Annotated in this window: 14 protein-coding genes; 5 read left to right on the forward strand and 9 right to left on the reverse strand. The window is 73.1% G+C overall.

All coding sequences use genetic code 11. From position 1 onward, the window contains the following. Positions 1 to 32 precede the first annotated feature (32 nt). Together AB0K43_RS23590 and AB0K43_RS23595 are read right to left on the reverse strand one after the other, a co-directional pair. The gene (locus AB0K43_RS23590) at positions 33 to 944 is read right to left on the reverse strand and encodes a lytic polysaccharide monooxygenase (protein WP_363642849.1); all 912 of its coding nucleotides are present in this window, start codon (positions 942 to 944) and stop codon (positions 33 to 35) included. A 288-nt stretch (positions 945 to 1232) separates the two neighbouring features. Further along, a complete protein-coding gene (locus AB0K43_RS23595) occupies positions 1233 to 2699 on the reverse strand; it encodes an MFS transporter (RefSeq protein ID WP_363642851.1) in 1467 nt (488 codons plus the stop codon). A 205-nt stretch (positions 2700 to 2904) separates the two neighbouring features. On the opposite strand from AB0K43_RS23595, the gene AB0K43_RS23600 reads away from it, so the two are divergent. Beyond that, positions 2905 to 3609: a TetR/AcrR family transcriptional regulator C-terminal domain-containing protein gene (locus tag AB0K43_RS23600; protein WP_363642853.1), complete on the forward strand. Its 705-nt coding sequence runs from the start codon at positions 2905 to 2907 to the stop codon at positions 3607 to 3609. Positions 3610 to 3645: 36 nt separating this feature from the next. On the opposite strand, the gene AB0K43_RS23605 is transcribed toward AB0K43_RS23600, so the two are convergent. From AB0K43_RS23605 to AB0K43_RS23615, 3 genes are all read right to left on the reverse strand, one after another. Continuing rightward, entirely contained in the window at positions 3646 to 4701 is a 1056-nt protein-coding gene (locus AB0K43_RS23605) for a polysaccharide deacetylase family protein (protein ID WP_363642855.1), read from the reverse strand. Positions 4702 to 5152: 451 nt separating this feature from the next. Then, positions 5153 to 6052, reverse strand: coding sequence for a hypothetical protein (locus tag AB0K43_RS23610; RefSeq protein ID WP_363642857.1), 900 nt, complete (start codon positions 6050 to 6052; stop codon positions 5153 to 5155). Next, entirely contained in the window at positions 6049 to 7098 is a 1050-nt protein-coding gene (locus tag AB0K43_RS23615) for an SPFH domain-containing protein (protein WP_363642859.1), read from the reverse strand. Before AB0K43_RS23615 ends, AB0K43_RS23610 begins: the two co-directional genes overlap by 4 nt. A gap of 149 nt (positions 7099 to 7247) precedes the next feature. Here AB0K43_RS23615 and AB0K43_RS23620 point away from each other — a divergent pair, with 149 nt between their 5' ends. Continuing rightward, positions 7248 to 8030: a crotonase/enoyl-CoA hydratase family protein gene (locus AB0K43_RS23620; RefSeq protein ID WP_363642861.1), complete on the forward strand. Its 783-nt coding sequence runs from the start codon at positions 7248 to 7250 to the stop codon at positions 8028 to 8030. 79 nt (positions 8031 to 8109) lie between these two features. Then, positions 8110 to 8601 carry an NUDIX hydrolase gene (locus tag AB0K43_RS23625; RefSeq protein ID WP_363642863.1) on the forward strand — a complete coding sequence of 164 codons (492 nt, stop codon included), beginning with the start codon at positions 8110 to 8112 and terminating at the stop codon, positions 8599 to 8601. Between the two features lie 81 nt (positions 8602 to 8682). Here AB0K43_RS23625 and AB0K43_RS23630 read toward each other — a convergent pair whose 3' ends face one another. From AB0K43_RS23630 to AB0K43_RS23645, 4 genes are all read right to left on the reverse strand, one after another. Continuing rightward, entirely contained in the window at positions 8683 to 10239 is a 1557-nt protein-coding gene (locus tag AB0K43_RS23630; protein WP_363642865.1) for an adenosine deaminase, read from the reverse strand. Positions 10240 to 10407: 168 nt separating this feature from the next. After that, positions 10408 to 11676, reverse strand: a complete 1269-nt coding sequence (locus AB0K43_RS23635) for a sugar ABC transporter permease (RefSeq protein WP_363642919.1) — start codon at positions 11674 to 11676, stop codon at positions 10408 to 10410. A 68-nt stretch (positions 11677 to 11744) separates the two neighbouring features. Continuing rightward, a complete protein-coding gene (locus tag AB0K43_RS23640) occupies positions 11745 to 12524 on the reverse strand; it encodes an ATP-binding cassette domain-containing protein (protein WP_363642867.1) in 780 nt (259 codons plus the stop codon). A 27-nt stretch (positions 12525 to 12551) separates the two neighbouring features. After that, positions 12552 to 13658 (reverse strand): substrate-binding domain-containing protein, encoded by a 1107-nt coding sequence (locus tag AB0K43_RS23645; RefSeq protein WP_363642869.1) that lies wholly within the window; start codon positions 13656 to 13658, stop codon positions 12552 to 12554. A 311-nt stretch (positions 13659 to 13969) separates the two neighbouring features. On the opposite strand from AB0K43_RS23645, the gene AB0K43_RS23650 reads away from it, so the two are divergent. Together AB0K43_RS23650 and AB0K43_RS23655 are read left to right on the forward strand one after the other, a co-directional pair. Then, positions 13970 to 14179 (forward strand): DUF5133 domain-containing protein, encoded by a 210-nt coding sequence (locus AB0K43_RS23650; RefSeq protein WP_363642871.1) that lies wholly within the window; start codon positions 13970 to 13972, stop codon positions 14177 to 14179. 112 nt (positions 14180 to 14291) lie between these two features. Next, positions 14292 to 15509, forward strand: a complete 1218-nt coding sequence (locus AB0K43_RS23655) for an ROK family transcriptional regulator (protein WP_363642873.1) — start codon at positions 14292 to 14294, stop codon at positions 15507 to 15509. Positions 15510 to 15526 lie beyond the last annotated feature (17 nt).

The raw sequence follows: 15526 nt of genomic DNA on the forward strand, positions 1-15526 counted from the left end.
TCTCCCGGCGACCGCTCCGGTGCGGCGGGCGGTCAGGCGCTCTGTGCGAGGGTGCCGGGACGCCGCCGGTAGACGAACACCGCGGAGGCGGCCACCGAGAGCACAGCGGAGCCGCCGAGCACCAGCGAGCCGGCCGACCCGCCGGAGAGCGAGGCCGCGGCCGCGCCGCCCTGCGGTCCGGCGGCGGCCTGGTGGTCACCGCCGTGGCCCTGGTGGTCGACGGTCGAGCGGGTGTAGCCCGCGGCGATCTGCTGCTCGGTCGGGGCCTGCGGTGCGGCGAGCGCTTGGGCGCCGGCCACGGCGGTGGTGCCGAACTGCAGGTCGGAGCAGCCGTAGAAGGCCTCGGGGCTGTCGGTGCGCTGCCAGACCAGGTAGAGCAGCTGGCGGCCGGTGCGGCTGGGCAGGTTGCCGCTGAAGGTGTAGTAGCCGCTGGGTGCCGAGCGGCCGGTCGGGTAGCTGGCGACCGGGTTGGCCAGGTCGAGGTCCGACCACCTGAGCGGCTTGGTGGGGTCGAAGCCGGCCTTGGTGATGTAGAGGGTCATCACGCCCTGGTGCGGGGCGGTCACCCGGAAGTTGAAGCTGAACGCGCCCGTGGCGACGGTGGTGGCCGGCCAGTCGGTGCGGGCCAGGTCGAGGGCCTTGTACTTGTCGCGGTTGGCGGAGCAGAGCTTCCCGTCCGGGATGATCTGCTGGCTCTGGCCGTTCGCGTTGGCGATGTTGACCTCGTTCCAGTCGTACAGCGGCTGGGTGCCGCTCAGCGCGACGAGGTCCTTGCACACCTGGGACTTCGGGTTCTCGGGGCCCTCGGCGTAGCAGGAGGCCACCCGGCTGACGGGGCCGTAGAGCGAACCGTGGGCGCTTGCGGTGCCGGAGGTGGCGGCGGCCGTCAACAGCACGGCGGCGCCGACCACACCCGAGGCCAGGAGGCGGCGGGTTACGGACATGGGGGATCTCCTCGACGGTACTTCGGGCCTGCTGTGGGGGACGGGCACGTCTGCCCGGAGCCCGGGGGAGCGACCCCAGGGCAAGGCGGGGCGCGGACCCGGCGCGCAGCCTGGGCATGAGGGTACGATTGGCCTAGACCACCTGGCAATAGCCCGGACTACGCAGGGAGTTGACGGATCGTCCTACCTACCCTGCCGACCTGTGCGAAGGCCGGCAAACGGCCCGTGCGGCCCTCCGGTTCGGGAGGGCCGCACGGGCCGCGACGGTCAGGTCGGTACGCGAGTGCCTCAGGCGGCGACCTTGGCCTCCTGGCCGGTGCCGTCCTCGGCCGGCGCGTCGGGGCCGGCCTCGGAGTGCGGCCGGGCGTGCTTGGGCAGCAGGAAGATCGCGCCGAACACCACGGCCAGCATGGCGATCTCCACCCCGAGGGTGATCTGCTCGGCGTGCACGAAGCTGTTGGTCTTGATCTGCTCGAAGAAGACCGTGCCGAGGATCGCGGTGCCGAGCGCGGCGCCCAGCTGCTGCACCGAGGTGAGGGTGCCCGAGGCGGAGCCGGTCTCGTGCGGCTCGACCGAGGCGAGCACGGTGTCGAAGAACGGCGCCATCACGAAGCCCATGCCCAGGCCGGTGACCGCGAGCGCCGGGGCCAGCTGCCAGGGCGTCACGTCGATGCCGGCCAGCTGGAGGGTGAGGATGACGGCGCCGACGCCCAGGGCCATCACGATCAGCCCGCCGTGCATCACCTTGCGCCCGAACTTCAGCAGCGCCTGCGAGCTGACGAAGGCGACCACCATGCCGATCGAGGACGGGATGCCGGCCAGGCCCGCCTTGAACGGCGAGTAGTGCAGGCCGATCTGGGTGTACAGGCTGAAGGTGAGCCAGAAGCCGGTCATCGCCGAGAAGAAGGCGAGGCCGAGCACCATGCCGCCGCTGAAGCCGCGCTTGCGGAACAGGCTCGGCTCGACCAGGGGGTCGCCGCCGCGGTTGCTCTTGCGGTTCTCGAACCAGGCGAAGAAGGCGAACACCGCGATCGACAGCCCGATCAGTGCGAACGCCCAGGCCGGCCAGTCGTGCTCGCGGCCCTGGACCAGCGGGAAGACGATCAGGGCCGAGCCGAGTGCGGCCAGCAGCGCCCCGGCCAGGTCCAGCCGGACCGTCCGGGCGCTCTTCCACTCGGGCAGGAAGGCCAGGCCGCCGGCGATCGCGAACAGGCCGAGCGGGATGTTGATCAGGAAGATCATCCGCCAGCCGGTGCCCCACAGGTCGGCGTCGACCAGCCAGCCGGCCAGGATCGGGCCGCCGACCGTGGACAGGCCCATCACCGGACCGAACAGGCCGAACGCGGTGGCCTGCTCCTTCTCCGAGAAGATCTCCTTGAGGATGCCGAGGCCCTGCGGCAGCATCACGGCGCCCAGCAGGCCCTGGAAGACCCGGGCCGCGACCAGCTGGCCGGGCTCCTGGGCCAGGCCGCAGGCGACCGAGCCCAGGGTGAAACCGACAGCGCCGATCAGGTACATCCGCCGGCGCCCGAAGATGTCGCCGAGCCGCCCGCCGGTGATCAGGCCGAGCGCCATGGCGAGGGTGTAGGCGGCTCCGAGCCACTGGATGGTGGTCTCACCGCCCCCGATGTCGGCCCGGATCGAGGGAGCCGCGATATTGGTGACCAGGGAGTCCAGGAGGTCCATGACCTCCGCGGCGAGGATGACGAACAGGGCCGCCCATCGCCATCTGTAGGGGGACTCGGTCGCGGTCATCTGGAACTCCTGGTGGCTTGGACGACTTACCTGACGAACACTGTTCTACCGATCGACCACTGTTCTGTCAACACGGTGTTCGTCTGGCGAACGGCGTTCGTATCCCATCGTGGTGGTTCACCCTGGGGAACGCTGTTCGCTGCGAGTACGATGTTCGTCGGGGGAACGTTTGTCGATCATCCGATGACGCGAAAGCAGGTGGCGAATGACCTCGCAGATGCCCCCGGTCCCCTGGCACAAGGCGCGCAGGGCCGAGGTCCGCCAGCCGCTGAGCCAGGAGGCGATCGTCGAGGCCGGGATCCGGATCCTCGACGCGGAGGGCCTCGGGGGCGTCACCATGCGGCGGATCGCCCAGGAGCTCGACACCGGCCCGGCCTCGCTGTACGCCCATGTGTCGAACAAGGACGAGCTCTGCGACCTGATGCTGGAGCGGATCGCCGGCGAGATCCGGCTCCCGGAGCGGCCGGAGCCGGACCGCTGGAAGGAGCAGATCAAGGAGCTCTGCCTGGAGGCCCAGGCGGTCTTCACCCGGCACCGGGACATCACCCTGGTGTCCCTCGGTGCCATCCCGACCGGAGCCAACCAGCTCCGGCTGGCCGAGTTCATGCTGGACGTGATGCTCCAGGCCGGCGTGCCGCCGAAGGTGGCCACCTGGGCGCTGGACGGCCTGGGCCAGCTGATCGACGCCGACGCCTACGAGGCCTGCACCTACACCGACAAGCTGGAGCGCGGCGCCGACCTCGACGCCTACTTCACCAGCATCACGGACTACTTCTCCAAGCTCCCCGCGGACCGCTTCCCGCTGATCAGCAGCATGGCGACGACGATGGTCGAGGGCGGCGGCGACGACCGCTTCGCGTTCAAACTGGACGTCTTCCTGCGCGGCCTGGAGTCCTACATCGAGCAGTGAGCCGCCGCACCGGGCGCCGCCCGGCCCGCCGCCGGCTCAGCAGCCGCCGCGGATCCGGTGCACGGCCGGGTGCAGCCCGGACAGGATGGTGTCGAAGCGGTCCGGGGTGGTGTCGGAGTTGACCCGCAGCCGATTGATCCGCAGTGGATCCGGCGGGAGCAGCGCGTCGTGCCGGTGGTTGAACAGGAAGCCGAGCCGGTAGCCGAGTTCGCCGAGCAGCGCCTCGGTGCGCTGGTCCCGGTTGCCGTTCGGGTAGGCGAAGGCGGTCGGGGCCTCGCCCAGCCAGCGGCTCAGCAGCCGGTGCGCCTCGGCCACCTCCTGGTGCCCGGTGGAGTCCGCGCAGCGGTCCAGGCAGGGGTGGGTGTGCGTGTGGTTGCCGATCTCCACCCCGGCCGAGCGGAGCCGGCCCAGGTCGGAGGCGGTCAGCTGGGGCCGGCGGGGGGCCTGGGTGCGGGCGCTGTCGCGCAGCTCCTGGAGGCTGCGCCGGCGCTCCGCGTCGGAGATCTGCTTCAGCCGGCCCACCACGGCCTGCGGCGGGCAGCCGGCCAGGGCGCGGGCGGTGCCGCCGTGCGCGGCCAGATGGGCGGCCTCGGACCACCAGAACGGCCGGTCGGTGTCGATCAGTTCGGTCACCGCGAAGGCCGCGGCGGGGATGCCCAACCGGGTGAGCACCGGCAGGCCGTGGGTGAGCACGCTCCGGTCGCCGTCGTCGAAGGTGACCAGCACGCTGCGCGGGGGCAGCGGGCGCCGCTCCCGCACGCAACTCTGGAGCCGGGCGAGCGAGACCGGGGTGGCGGTGCGGACCAGTCGCTCCATCTGGGCGGCGAAGCCCGCCGGGTCGTCGATCCCGTGGTAGGCGAGGACGGCCAGCCGGCGGGCGGTGAGCGCCCGGAACACGGGCTGGAGCGGTGAGCGGCGCAGCAGCCCGTCGATCCTGCGGCGCCTGGCGTCGCCCACGGGGCCCGGGTCGGCGGGTGCGGTGACGGCCGGCAGCGCGGTGCCCGCCGACGAACTGGTGCTGGGCTGCCTGGTACTGGGCTGCCTGGTGTCCACGCTGACGGTCGCACGCGCGGTCGTGTCCGGCTTCGACACGCTTACCCCCTCCGAACTCTGCCGCGTGCTCGGTCGACCCCTTGGTCGCGGTGGCCCCGGTGCCGCACTGTCGGGCGCGACAGCGGACCCGCACGCTCTGAAGACGTTTCTACCGCCAAGGTGGAGACTTTAATACCTCTTTGGAAAACTTTTCCTGACTGGACATCAACTGAGCGGATCCTGGCCGCCCGCTGGGTGCGCCCTGGCTAAGGTACTGCGTGCGGCGCCGCTCGGCACCAAGGTCCGCAGAGAGGGCCGGAATCGAATGCTCGGCCGCGCCCCGGTGCGAGCGCCCGGCGCGGGCCCGACCCGCCCGGGTGCGCCCGGCGGGCGCGGAGGGGGTGGCACCTGGCCGGGACCGGTCGGGGGTTCGCCTGCAGACCGTCACGAATTCATCACACCCTGGGCGCGGGATATGCCACTTCGCACGCCGGTGTCATGAACCCGTGGATCAACGGAACAGCCGGAGCCGCTCCACCGCCACCCCCACCCGTACCGTCTGACCCCAGGTTAGCCGCAGAGCGTCGGACTCGACACCGTCTCCGAAAGCCACCAGTTGATCCGACTCGACGGTCAGCTCCAGCCGCTCGCCGTCCGCGAGCAGCCCCTGCACCTGCCCCGTGCCGGTGACCGGCGACGGCCAGGCCTCGCGGACGAACCAGGCCACCGCCGGGGCGGTGGGCCCGGGCAGCTGGAGCGTGCTGCGCCGCTCCAGCCAGGCGGAGCGGCACCAGCCGGTCGCCCCGGTGCCGGTGCCGACCAACACCCCGGAGGAGGCCTGCGGTTCCGCCCGGCCGCCGCCCGCGGTGAGCCGGTAGCGGGCCGTCTGGTGGCTGTGCTGGCCGAGGTAGATCTCGTTCAGGGCGAGCAGCCGCTGGGTGTCGTCGGCCACCGCCTCGACCATGGTGCGCTCCTCCAGGTGTCGCTCCCCGCCCGGGGCGGCGACCGCGCGGAGCACCCGGGCGGCGTCCGCCGGGCGGTGCCGCACCAGCACCCCGAGCCCGCGGCCCGGCTCGGTGTCGATACCCACCACCGGCTGCCCGGACAGGTACTTGGCGGCGTTGGCCACCAGCCCGTCCTGGCCGACCACCACCAGGACGTCCTCCGGGGCGAACAGGAAGCGGTCCAGGTCGGCGCGCTCGACCCGGCTGCGCCGCCACTCCAGCGGCACCGCGGCGGCGACCTCGGCCAGGGCCGCCCGCGCGAGGTCGTGCCGCTGCTCCACCTCCTCCAGCGCCCGGCCCTGGCTGGAGAGGAAGAAGGCGGCCTGGCCGCGCGAGCCGTGCCGGTCGATCAACTCCTCGTACTCGGTGCGGCGGTGGACCAGGACGGCGCGCGGGGCCAGGCTCATCGGCCCTCGCCGCCGGTGCGGGCCTGGCCGAGCCGGGCGAGCAGGCCCGTCAGGACGTCCGGGCTGAGCGTGATGCTGTCGATCTTCGGCAGGTGCTCGGCCAGCTTGGTCAGCGCCAGCGCGTGCAGCAGCTCCGGCCCCGCCTGCTGGTGGGCCAGCAGCCAGGCCTCCTCGGAGGCGGCCCTGGCCTCGCCGAGCACCCGCTCGGAGTCGGCCTGGGCGTCGGCCAGGATCCGGGCGGCCTCGGCCTCCGCGGTGGCGATCCTGGTCCGCCGGGCCGCCTCGGAGTCGGCCCGGACCCGGTCGGCCGCGGCGTTCTGCTCGGCCTGCCGGCGGGCGTTGGCACCCTGCTGGGCGACCAGCTCCTCCTCCCGGCGGGCCAGCTCGATCTTGCTGGCCAGCTCGTTCTCGGCGATCGCCCGCTCGCGCTCGACGGCCACCGCGCGCCGCTCGTACGTCGCCCGGTCGGCCTCCTGCTGCACCTGCTCGCGCGCCGGGGTGCGCAGCGCGCGCTCGAGTTCGGCCTCCGGCCGCAGCGCGGTGACCCGGACGGCGATCACGGCCAGACCGGTTTCGGCCAGTCGGGGGTCGGCGGTCAGGCCGTCGCCGATCTTCTGCCGCACCGGGGTCACCCCGGCGGCGAGCGCCTGGGAGAGCGTCAGGCCGGCGATCAGCTCCAGGGCGTGCTGCTGGGCGCTCTCGGTGAGCAGGGTGCCCAGCTGGTCCAGCGGCTCGGCCTGCCAGGTGCCGGTGTCCGGGTCCAGGGAGAAGTCCACCCGGGTGGCGGCGACCACCGGGTCGGTGATCCGGTAGGTGACGGTGGCCTGGACGGTGAGGTCCTGGAAGTCGGCGGTCCTGGCGTGGCAGATCATCGCCAGTTCCCGGTCGTCGGCGGGCACTTCGGAGATCGCCGCGGTCAGCGGCCGGAACCAGAAGGCCAGGCCGGTGCCCTCGTGCGCGAGCCTGCCGCCGCGCAGGTGGCGGATGTGGGAGGTGGGAGCGGCCCGCAGGTGGCGGAAACCGAGGCGCCGGGTGATGTCGGCCATGGAAGACCCCTTTCTCGTCTGACTGACGATAACTGGCGCGGATCATTATCGTCAACAGGACGAAAACGGGCGTCCGGGGCCGTGGCGCGGCAGAATGGCCACGGGCCCAGTCGGATCCGGGCGCCGCTTCGATCCCGACGGAGGCGGGCATGGCGAAGGATGCGGTCAGGGTCGAACAGGCGGGCCCGGTCCGGACGGTGGTGCTCGCCCGCCCGCAGGCCCGCAACGCCGTCGACGGCCCGACCGCGGCCGCCCTGCTGGCGGCCTTCGAGGACTTCGAGGCGGACGACTCCGCCGCCGTCGCGGTGCTCTGGGGCGAGGGTGGCACCTTCTGCGCCGGTGCGGACCTCAAGGCCATCGGCACCGGGCGCGGCAACCGCCTGGCCGGCGACGGCCCCGGCCCGATGGGGCCCACCCGGCTGCGCCTGTCCAAGCCGGTGATCGCCGCCGTGGCCGGTCACGCGGTGGCCGGCGGCCTCGAGCTCGCGCTCTGGTGCGACCTGCGGGTCGCCGCCGCCGACGCGGTCTTCGGCGTCTTCTGCCGCCGCTGGGGCGTCCCCCTGATCGACGGCGGCACCGTGCGGCTGCCCCGCCTGATCGGCGCCGGCCGGGCGATGGACCTGATTCTCACCGGCCGCCCGGTGGACGCCGAGGAGGCGTACCGGATCGGCTTGGCCGACCGCCTCGTCCCGGCCGGCACCGAGCTCGCCGCCGCCCGCGAGCTGGCCGCCGAACTCGCCGCCTTCCCGCAGACCTGCCTGCGCCAGGACCGGCTCTCGCTGCTCGAACAGGAGGGCCTCGACGAGGCCGCGGCGATGGCGGGGGAGTGGGCCCACGGGCAGGTCTCGCTGGCGGCCGACACCCGGGCCGGCGCGGCGCGCTTCGCGGCGGGCGAGGGTCGGCACGGGTCGTTCGAACGACCGTCAACCTGACGCATCGTCAGGTAGCCGCGGGCAGAGGGGGCCTGGAGGATGGCGGCGGAGTTCGCGCACGAGCGAGGAGCCGCCGGCAGTGATCGACGAGACCGTCCCGCCCGACCGGTTCGCCGCCGCCCTGCCCAGGCACGTGGTGTCCGCGGGCGTGCTGCTCACCGATCCGGACGGCCGCGTCCTGATGCTCCGCCAGGCCCGCCCCTACCCGGGTCATCCCGTCTGGTGGCAGATTCCCGGCGGCCTCGCCGACCACGGTGAGCAGCCCTGCCGCACCGCCGTCCGCGAGACCGAGGAGGAGACCGGCCTGCGGCTGCGCGGCCCGCTGCAGTTGCTCGCGGTCGACTACCGCCGCGCCGCGGACGGCTGGCCGCCGGTCATCGACTTCTGCTTCGACGGCGGCACCACCGCGCAGCACCCCGTCCTCAGCCCGGAGCACGACGCCTACGACTGGCGCAGCCCCCGGGACTGGCACGGCGGCCTGCAGCCCGTCCAGCGGCGCTGGTTCGCGGCGCTGTGGCAGGCCCGCCGGGACGGCAGGCCGCGCTACCTCACCGACGGCGTGGCCCACTGACCGTACGCCGGGCCGTGGCCGGGCCGCGGACGGTGCGAGCGACCGTCCGCGGCCCGGACGTCCATGGCCCGGGCGCCGGCGTCACGGGCGCCGGTCGCGGACCCCCGCCTCGAAGGTGCGGAACCCGCACTCCTGCCGCCACTCCAGCTCGGCCTTCGGGCTGCCGGCCAGCAGTGCCGCGCAGCCCGCGCTCGGGTGGTCGCTCCCCGGTTCGTCCCCCGCGCACTCGGCGACCGGGCGGTAGCCGTCGCGGTCGGCCCAGAGGCTGCGCCCGGGCAGGAAGGCGTACTCCAGGGAGGCGCGGGCCAGGTCGCGCAGCGCCGGGTAGTCCAGGTCGTAGGTCAGCGCGGCCCGCTGGTACTCCATGCTGATGTCGCCGCGCGACACCCCGGGGTCGTCGGTGGCCAGCGCCACCGGGACGCCCGCCGCCCGGTAGCGGGGGAAGGGGTGGTCGGGCCCGCTGACTCCGAGGATCTGCGCGTTGCTGGTGAGCGGCACCTCGATGGCCACGTGCCGGTCGGCCAGCAGCCGCAGCAGCCCCTGCGGGTCGTCCTCGTACGCCAGGTCGACGCCGTGGCCGATCCGCTCGGCGTGACCGGTCACCACCGCCTCCCGGATGTGGAAGCGCAGGTCCTCGGGCTTCACCAGGCCCGGGGTCAACTCCCCGGCGTGCAGGGTGATGTGCGCCTCGGGGTAGACGCCGTGCAGGTAGTCCAGCATCTGCATCTGGAGCCGGTAGTTCTCCAGCGAGGCGGGCGCGTCCTCCGGCTGGACCAGGTTGACCGCCACGAACCGCGGGTCCTGCCGGGCCAGTTCCATGCCGAGCAGCAGCTGGGTGAAGACCCGCGCGGGGGTGGAGGCGCGGGAGGCCTGCGAGATGAACCGGACGGTCAGCGCGCAGCCCGGCGCGGGGCTCGGGCCGTCGCACTGCGAGGTCGCCCGGTACTCCGCCTCGGTGGCGTCAGCCTCGGCGACGGCGGTCCTGACCACCTGGCCGAGGCCGTCGTCCGCGAGCAGCTTCTGCCGCAGCTGCTCGAAGTCGCTGTCGAAGCCGACCTTGGCGGCGAGCGCGGAGGCCGCGTCCGAGGCGGGGGTCAGCATGGTCTCCAGGTAGGACTGGTGCTGGGTCGCGGCCGAGTCGGCGACCTCGGCCAGCAGCCGGCCCGGCTGGGTGTAGGAGGCCGGCCCGAACTTGCCGAAGGTGGCGAAGAAGTGGTCGTGGCCGGACTCGGCGCCGGGGACGAAGTCCTGCATGGACCAGGCCCGGATCACCTGCAGCCGGAAGTCCTCGTCGGTGCTGGTGTCGGAGGCCGGCCGGCTGCCCTCCGCGCAGGGGCCGAAGGTGGCCGTCGAGGTGACCCGGTCGATGCACAGGCCCTCGTCCACGGCGATCTGCAGCAGCAGTTCGGTGGAGGCGGCGCCGCTCAGGTGGTTGTGCAGGTCGCCGCCCTTGGGCAGGGCCTCGAAGAAGGCGCGGAGTTCGGCCGGACGGTCCCGGATGCTGTGCAGGTACCGGGTGACGCGGTCCTCCGGCGCCCCGAAGGCCGCTCGGGCGCTCGCGGGCGCGGGGACCAGGGACAGGAGCAGGGCGGTGCCGGCCGCGAGGGCGGCGGCGGTGGCTCGGCGTGTGCGGATCATGGCCGCATCCTGGCCGCGGGCCGCCCGGGCGCCGGGCGCGACAGGCCGAGCGGGGCCCGCCGTCAACCGATCGTCGGAGCGCACGGGCGGCCGCTGCGCGATGCGCCCCCCGTGCCCGGTCGGGGCCGCGGGGGGCGCGTGGCAGGGCCGACACGGCCTGAGGCCGGGTCAGGCGCGGCCGGCCGCCTTCTGGGTCCGGCGGGACAGCGAGTCGATCACGACCGCGGCCAGCAGCACCGCACCGGTGACCATGAACTGGATGGCGTTGCTCAGCCCCATGATGTTCATCCCGGACTGGATCGAGCCGATCACCAGCGCACCGAGCAGCGCCGACCAGGTGGAGCCCCGGCCGCCGAACAGGCTGGTGCCGCCGATGACGGCCGCCGCGATGCAGTTCATCAGCAGGTTGCCACCGCCGGAGGTCTGGCTGGCGGACTGGATCTGCGCGGCCAGGAACAGACCGCCGACCGCGGCCATGGTGGAACAGATCATGAACACCGAGATCCGGATCCACGACACGTTGATACCGGCTCTCCGGGCGCCCTCGATGTTGCCGCCGAGGGCGAAGATCTGCCGGCCGTAGGTGGTCCGCCGGAGCACGAAGTCCAGCACCACGATGAAGATCAGGAAGATCAGCAGCGCCAGTGGCAGCCCCTTGTACTGGTTGAGCGTGTACGCGGCCGCGAAGGCGACCACCCCGATCGCCACCGTGCGCAGCGCGATGTCCGCCGGCGGCCGCGAGGGCACCCCGGCCGCCTGGCGCCGGCGGGCGTCCAGCAGCGAGGCGCCGAGGAACAGCAGCACGCCGATGGCCGCCACCCCGTACGCGGCGACGGTCTGGCTGTAGATGGTGCTGTACAGCCGGGAGTCGATGTCCCGGCCGGACAGGTTGATCGTGCCGCTGGCGCCGAGGATCTGCAGCATCAGGCCGTTCCAGCCCAGGTTGCCCGCCAGGGTGACCACGAAGGCCGGGACGCCGACCTTGGCGAAGAAGAAGCCCTGGATCAGGCCGACCACCGCTCCGCCGAGCAGCGCGCACAGCACCGCCACCCACTCGTTGACCCCGTGGGTGACGTTCAGCACCGCGAAGATCGCGGCGCACAGTCCGCTGACCGAGCCGACCGACAGGTCGATCTCGCCGAGCAGCAGCACGAAGACCACGCCGATCGCGATCATGCCGGTGCCGACGATCTGCTGCGACAGGTTGGACAGGTTCTGCGCCGACAGGAAGCTGCTGTCGAGGCTGCCGAACACGGCCCAGATCACGATCAGCGCCACCACGACCGGCAGCGAGCCCAGCTCGCCGCTGCTGAGGCGCCGTTTGAACTCGCCCAGGTAGCCGGTGATGCCCTCCTGGCGGACGATCAGCCGCGGGTCCACCGCCGGGGTGGCGTCGTGGGCGACCGGGACGGGGGCGTTGACCCCGTCCTTGGACATCGCGTCCTCGGGCAGCGGCCCGCGCTCGCGTTCCTCGTCGCGGCCGCTCCCGCCGCTCTGGTCCCCGTTCATGACATCCCCTCCTGGCCGCGGGCCTGCCGCCGGGTCACGGCGTTGTCGGTCGCGCCGGTGATGGCGGAGATGATCTCCTGCTGGTTGGTGTAGCGGACGTCGAAGACGCCGTTGTTGCGGCCCAGCCGCAGCACCGCCACCCGGTCGGCGACGGCCATCACGTCGGCCATGTTGTGGCTGACCAGGATCACGCCGAGACCCCGGTCGCGGAGCCGCTCGACCAGGTCCAGGACCTGGGCGGTCTGCTCCACGCCGAGGGCGGCGGTGGGCTCGTCCAGAATGACGATCTTGGGCTCGCCGATCAGCGCCCGGGCGATCGCCACGGTCTGCCGCTGTCCTCCGGAGAGCGAGGCGATCGGGATCCGGACGCTGGGGATGCGGATCGACAGCGTGCTGAGCAGCTCGCGCGAGCGCTTCTCCATCGCGACCTCGTTCAGCACCCCGAGGCGCTTCAGCTCGCGCCCGAGGAAGAGGTTGCCGACCACGTCGAGGTTGTCGCAGAGCGCGAGATCCTGGTAGACCGTGGCGATCCCCAGGTGCTGGGCGTCCTGCGGCCGGTGGATGGTGACCGCCCGGCCCTCCCACTCGATCACGCCCTCGTCGGGCTGGTTGACCCCGGCGATCGCCTTCACCAGCGTGGACTTGCCGGCGCCGTTGTCACCCACCAGGGCGATCACCTCGCCGGCCACGACCTCGAGGTCGACCTCGGTGAGGGCCTGCACCGCGCCGAACCGCTTGGAGACGCTGCGCAACGCCAGCACGGGAGGACCCGCCATGCTCATCAACTCCTCCGGACGGTGGGGTTACTGCAGACCGGCTGCGGCGCAGGCGGCGGCGTAGTCAGGGGTGCAGATCTGGGGCACGGTGTAGAGGCCGTCGGCCACCACGGTGCTCTTGATGTTGTCCTTGGTGAGCACGATCGGTGTGATCAGGTTGGACTGGACCTCCTGGCCGCTGCCGCTGGTGGCCTTGGCGGACGCCACCTCGGAGCCCAGCGTCTTGCCCTGGGCGAAGGCCACGGCCATCTGGGCGGCGGTGTCGGCCTCCGGCTTGTACGGCTTGTAGATCGACATCGTCTGGGTGCCGGCCAGGATCCGCTGGACGGCGTCCAGCTGAGCGTCCTGCCCGGTCAGCGGGACGCTCAGGTTGGCCGCCTTGAGCGCGGTCGCGATGCCCGCCGCCATACCGTCGTTGGCCGAGTAGACGCCGACCACGTTCGGGGCGCCGATCGCGGTGATGCCCGCGGCGGCCTCCTGGTTGGCGTTGTTCGGGTCCCAGTTCGGGGTGTCGTACTCCTTGCCGACCGTGAGCTTGCCGTCGATGGCACTGTGCGCGCCGGCCTTGAAGTCGGCCGCGTTCGGGTCGGTGGGCGAGCCGTTGATCATGATGATCTTGCCGGCGGAGGCCTTGTCGCCGACGGCGGCCACCAGGGCCTCGCCCTGGAGCTGGCCGACCTTGCGGTTGTCGAAGGAGACGTACGAGTCGACCGGCCCCTGGGCCAGCCGGTCGTAGGCGACCACCTTGACGCCGGCGTCGTGCGCCTTCTGGACCGAGGACTGGATGGCCTTGGCGTCCACCGCGTCCAGGATCAGGACCTGGTTCCCCTTGGTGAGAGCCGTGTCGACCTGCGTCTGCTGGAGCGTGGCGTCCTGGTTGGCGTTGTAGTAGTCGATCTGCGCGTTCGGCGCGATCTCCTTGATCTTCTGCTCGATCAGGGGCTTGTCGAACTGCTCGTACCGGGTGGTCTTGGACTCCGGGAGGAGCAGACCGATCTTGACCGCTCCGGTCCCGGAGCCGGAACCGGAGGACGAGGCGCTGGTCGACTGCTTGGCGCTGCCGCAGGAGGTGAGAGCGAGAGCAAGGGAAGCCGCCGCGGCAGCGACGACAATCCCGGTGGATCGTGATTTCACGGGTCGCCTCTCAATGTCGAGATGCCCCCCGGACTCCGAGTGTCCGGCGAGCCGCCCGATCCCGCCATTCGAAACAATCATGGGATCCGCCCAATGGATGACGGCGGCCCGTCGCGAACCGGACCCGGCGTCGGCCGGCCCGGCGGGGCGTTCCGGGCCGCTGCTGCGCTGCGCATCCATGTGTGGACGAACTGTGGCGATTGCGGTCGAATTCGGATGGGATCCGGTCGGCTCCGGCGCAGGTGGGGTTGCCGCCCGGAAACCCGGGTAGCCGGATCGGCGACCCACCGTCTTCGTACCGGAGTGGACGCATGCCACTGATCAACTACACCGCCCTGGACGAGCTGGTCCGCGAGCTCGACGGGCTCGCCGCCCTCGGTGCCCCCGACGAGCGGGCGCGGCGCCGCCGGGACGACGCCTTCTACACCGTCTGCGTCTACACCGGGGAGCGGGATCCGGGCACCGCGCTCGACCGGGCCCGGATGCTGCTGGCCGACCGGCCCGCGGTGGCGGTGGGCTGACCCGGCTCTGGCCCGGGCAGCCCACCGGGCCGGGCCCGGCCGGGCCCTGGTGCGGTGGGCCGATTGCATAGAGTTGCGGTCGGACGACAACCGCAACCGCCCGGAGGAATGCATGAGTTCCCGCCCCGTGCCGGCCGACGGCCCGGAGGCCGAGCCGGGCCCGGCGCCGCAGCCGCGCACCGCGCAGCCGTGGAGCAGACAGCGACTGCGCAGCAACAACGAGTGGCTGCTGCTGGAGCGGCTGCGCACCGGCGGCCCGTCCTCCCGGGCCCAGCTGGCACGCGACACGGGCCTGTCCAAGCCGACCGTCTCGGCCGCGCTCGCCACCCTGGAGCAGGCCGGCCTGGCCCGCGAGGCCGGCCTGCTGGCACCCGAACGCGGCCGGATCGCGGTGCTCTACGAGCCGGACCCGGCGGCCGGCCACGTGCTGGGCATCGACATCGGCCGGGCCCGGCTGCGGGTCGCCCTCGCCGACCTGACCGGACGGATCGTCAGCCGCCAGGACGTCCCCAACCGGGGCCGCACCGCCAACGCCGTCGCCGACTCCGTGGTGGCCGCCGCCCGGACCACCACCGCCGAGGCCGGACTGCGCGCCACCGACGTGGTGCACGCCGCGATCGGCAGCCCGGGCGTCTGGGACGAGACCGAGCAGCGCGTCCAGTACGCCCCCAACCTGCCCGGCTGGGGCCGGCGCGGCCTGTTCGAACGGATCGAGGCCGGGCTGGGCACCCGGATCAGCGTGCACAACGACGCCAACCTGGCCGCCCTCGGCGAGTACGCGCGCGGCGCCGGAGCCGGCAGCCGGCTCTTCGTCTACCTGCTGATCGGCACCGGCCTGGGCATGGGGGTGGTCGCCGACGGCGAACTGCAGCGCGGCGCCCGCGGCGCGGCCGGCGAGATCGGCCTGCTCCCGCTGCCCGGCGGCGGCACCCTGGAGGAGGCCGCCGCCGCGGAGTCCGTGGTGCGCGCCGCCGGCGAGCTCGGCCTGGCCGGGCCCTTGACGGCCAAGCAGGTCTTCGCCGCCGCTCGCGCCGGCGACCCGCGCGCTGCCCGGGCGGTCGGCCGGGAGGCCGAGCAGCTGGCCTACGCGCTCGCGATCGTCTCCGCCGTGCTCGATCCGGACCTGGTGGTGCTCGGCGGCGGCCTCGGCCAAGGGGCCGACCTGCTGCTCGCACCGGTGGAGCAGGCCATGCACCGGCTCACCCCGCTGCGCCCCCGGCTGGCCGCCAGCCTGCTCGGCGACGAGGCCGTCCTCCAGGGCGCCCTGGCCACCGCCCTCGGCACCGCCCGCGCGGAGGTGTTCGAGCGCCGCACGGCGGGCCTGGGCTGAGCGGAAATCCCCTCGGC

The organism is Kitasatospora sp. NPDC049258 (assembly GCF_040678895.1).
Taxonomy (GTDB): Bacteria; Actinomycetota; Actinomycetes; order Streptomycetales; family Streptomycetaceae; genus Kitasatospora.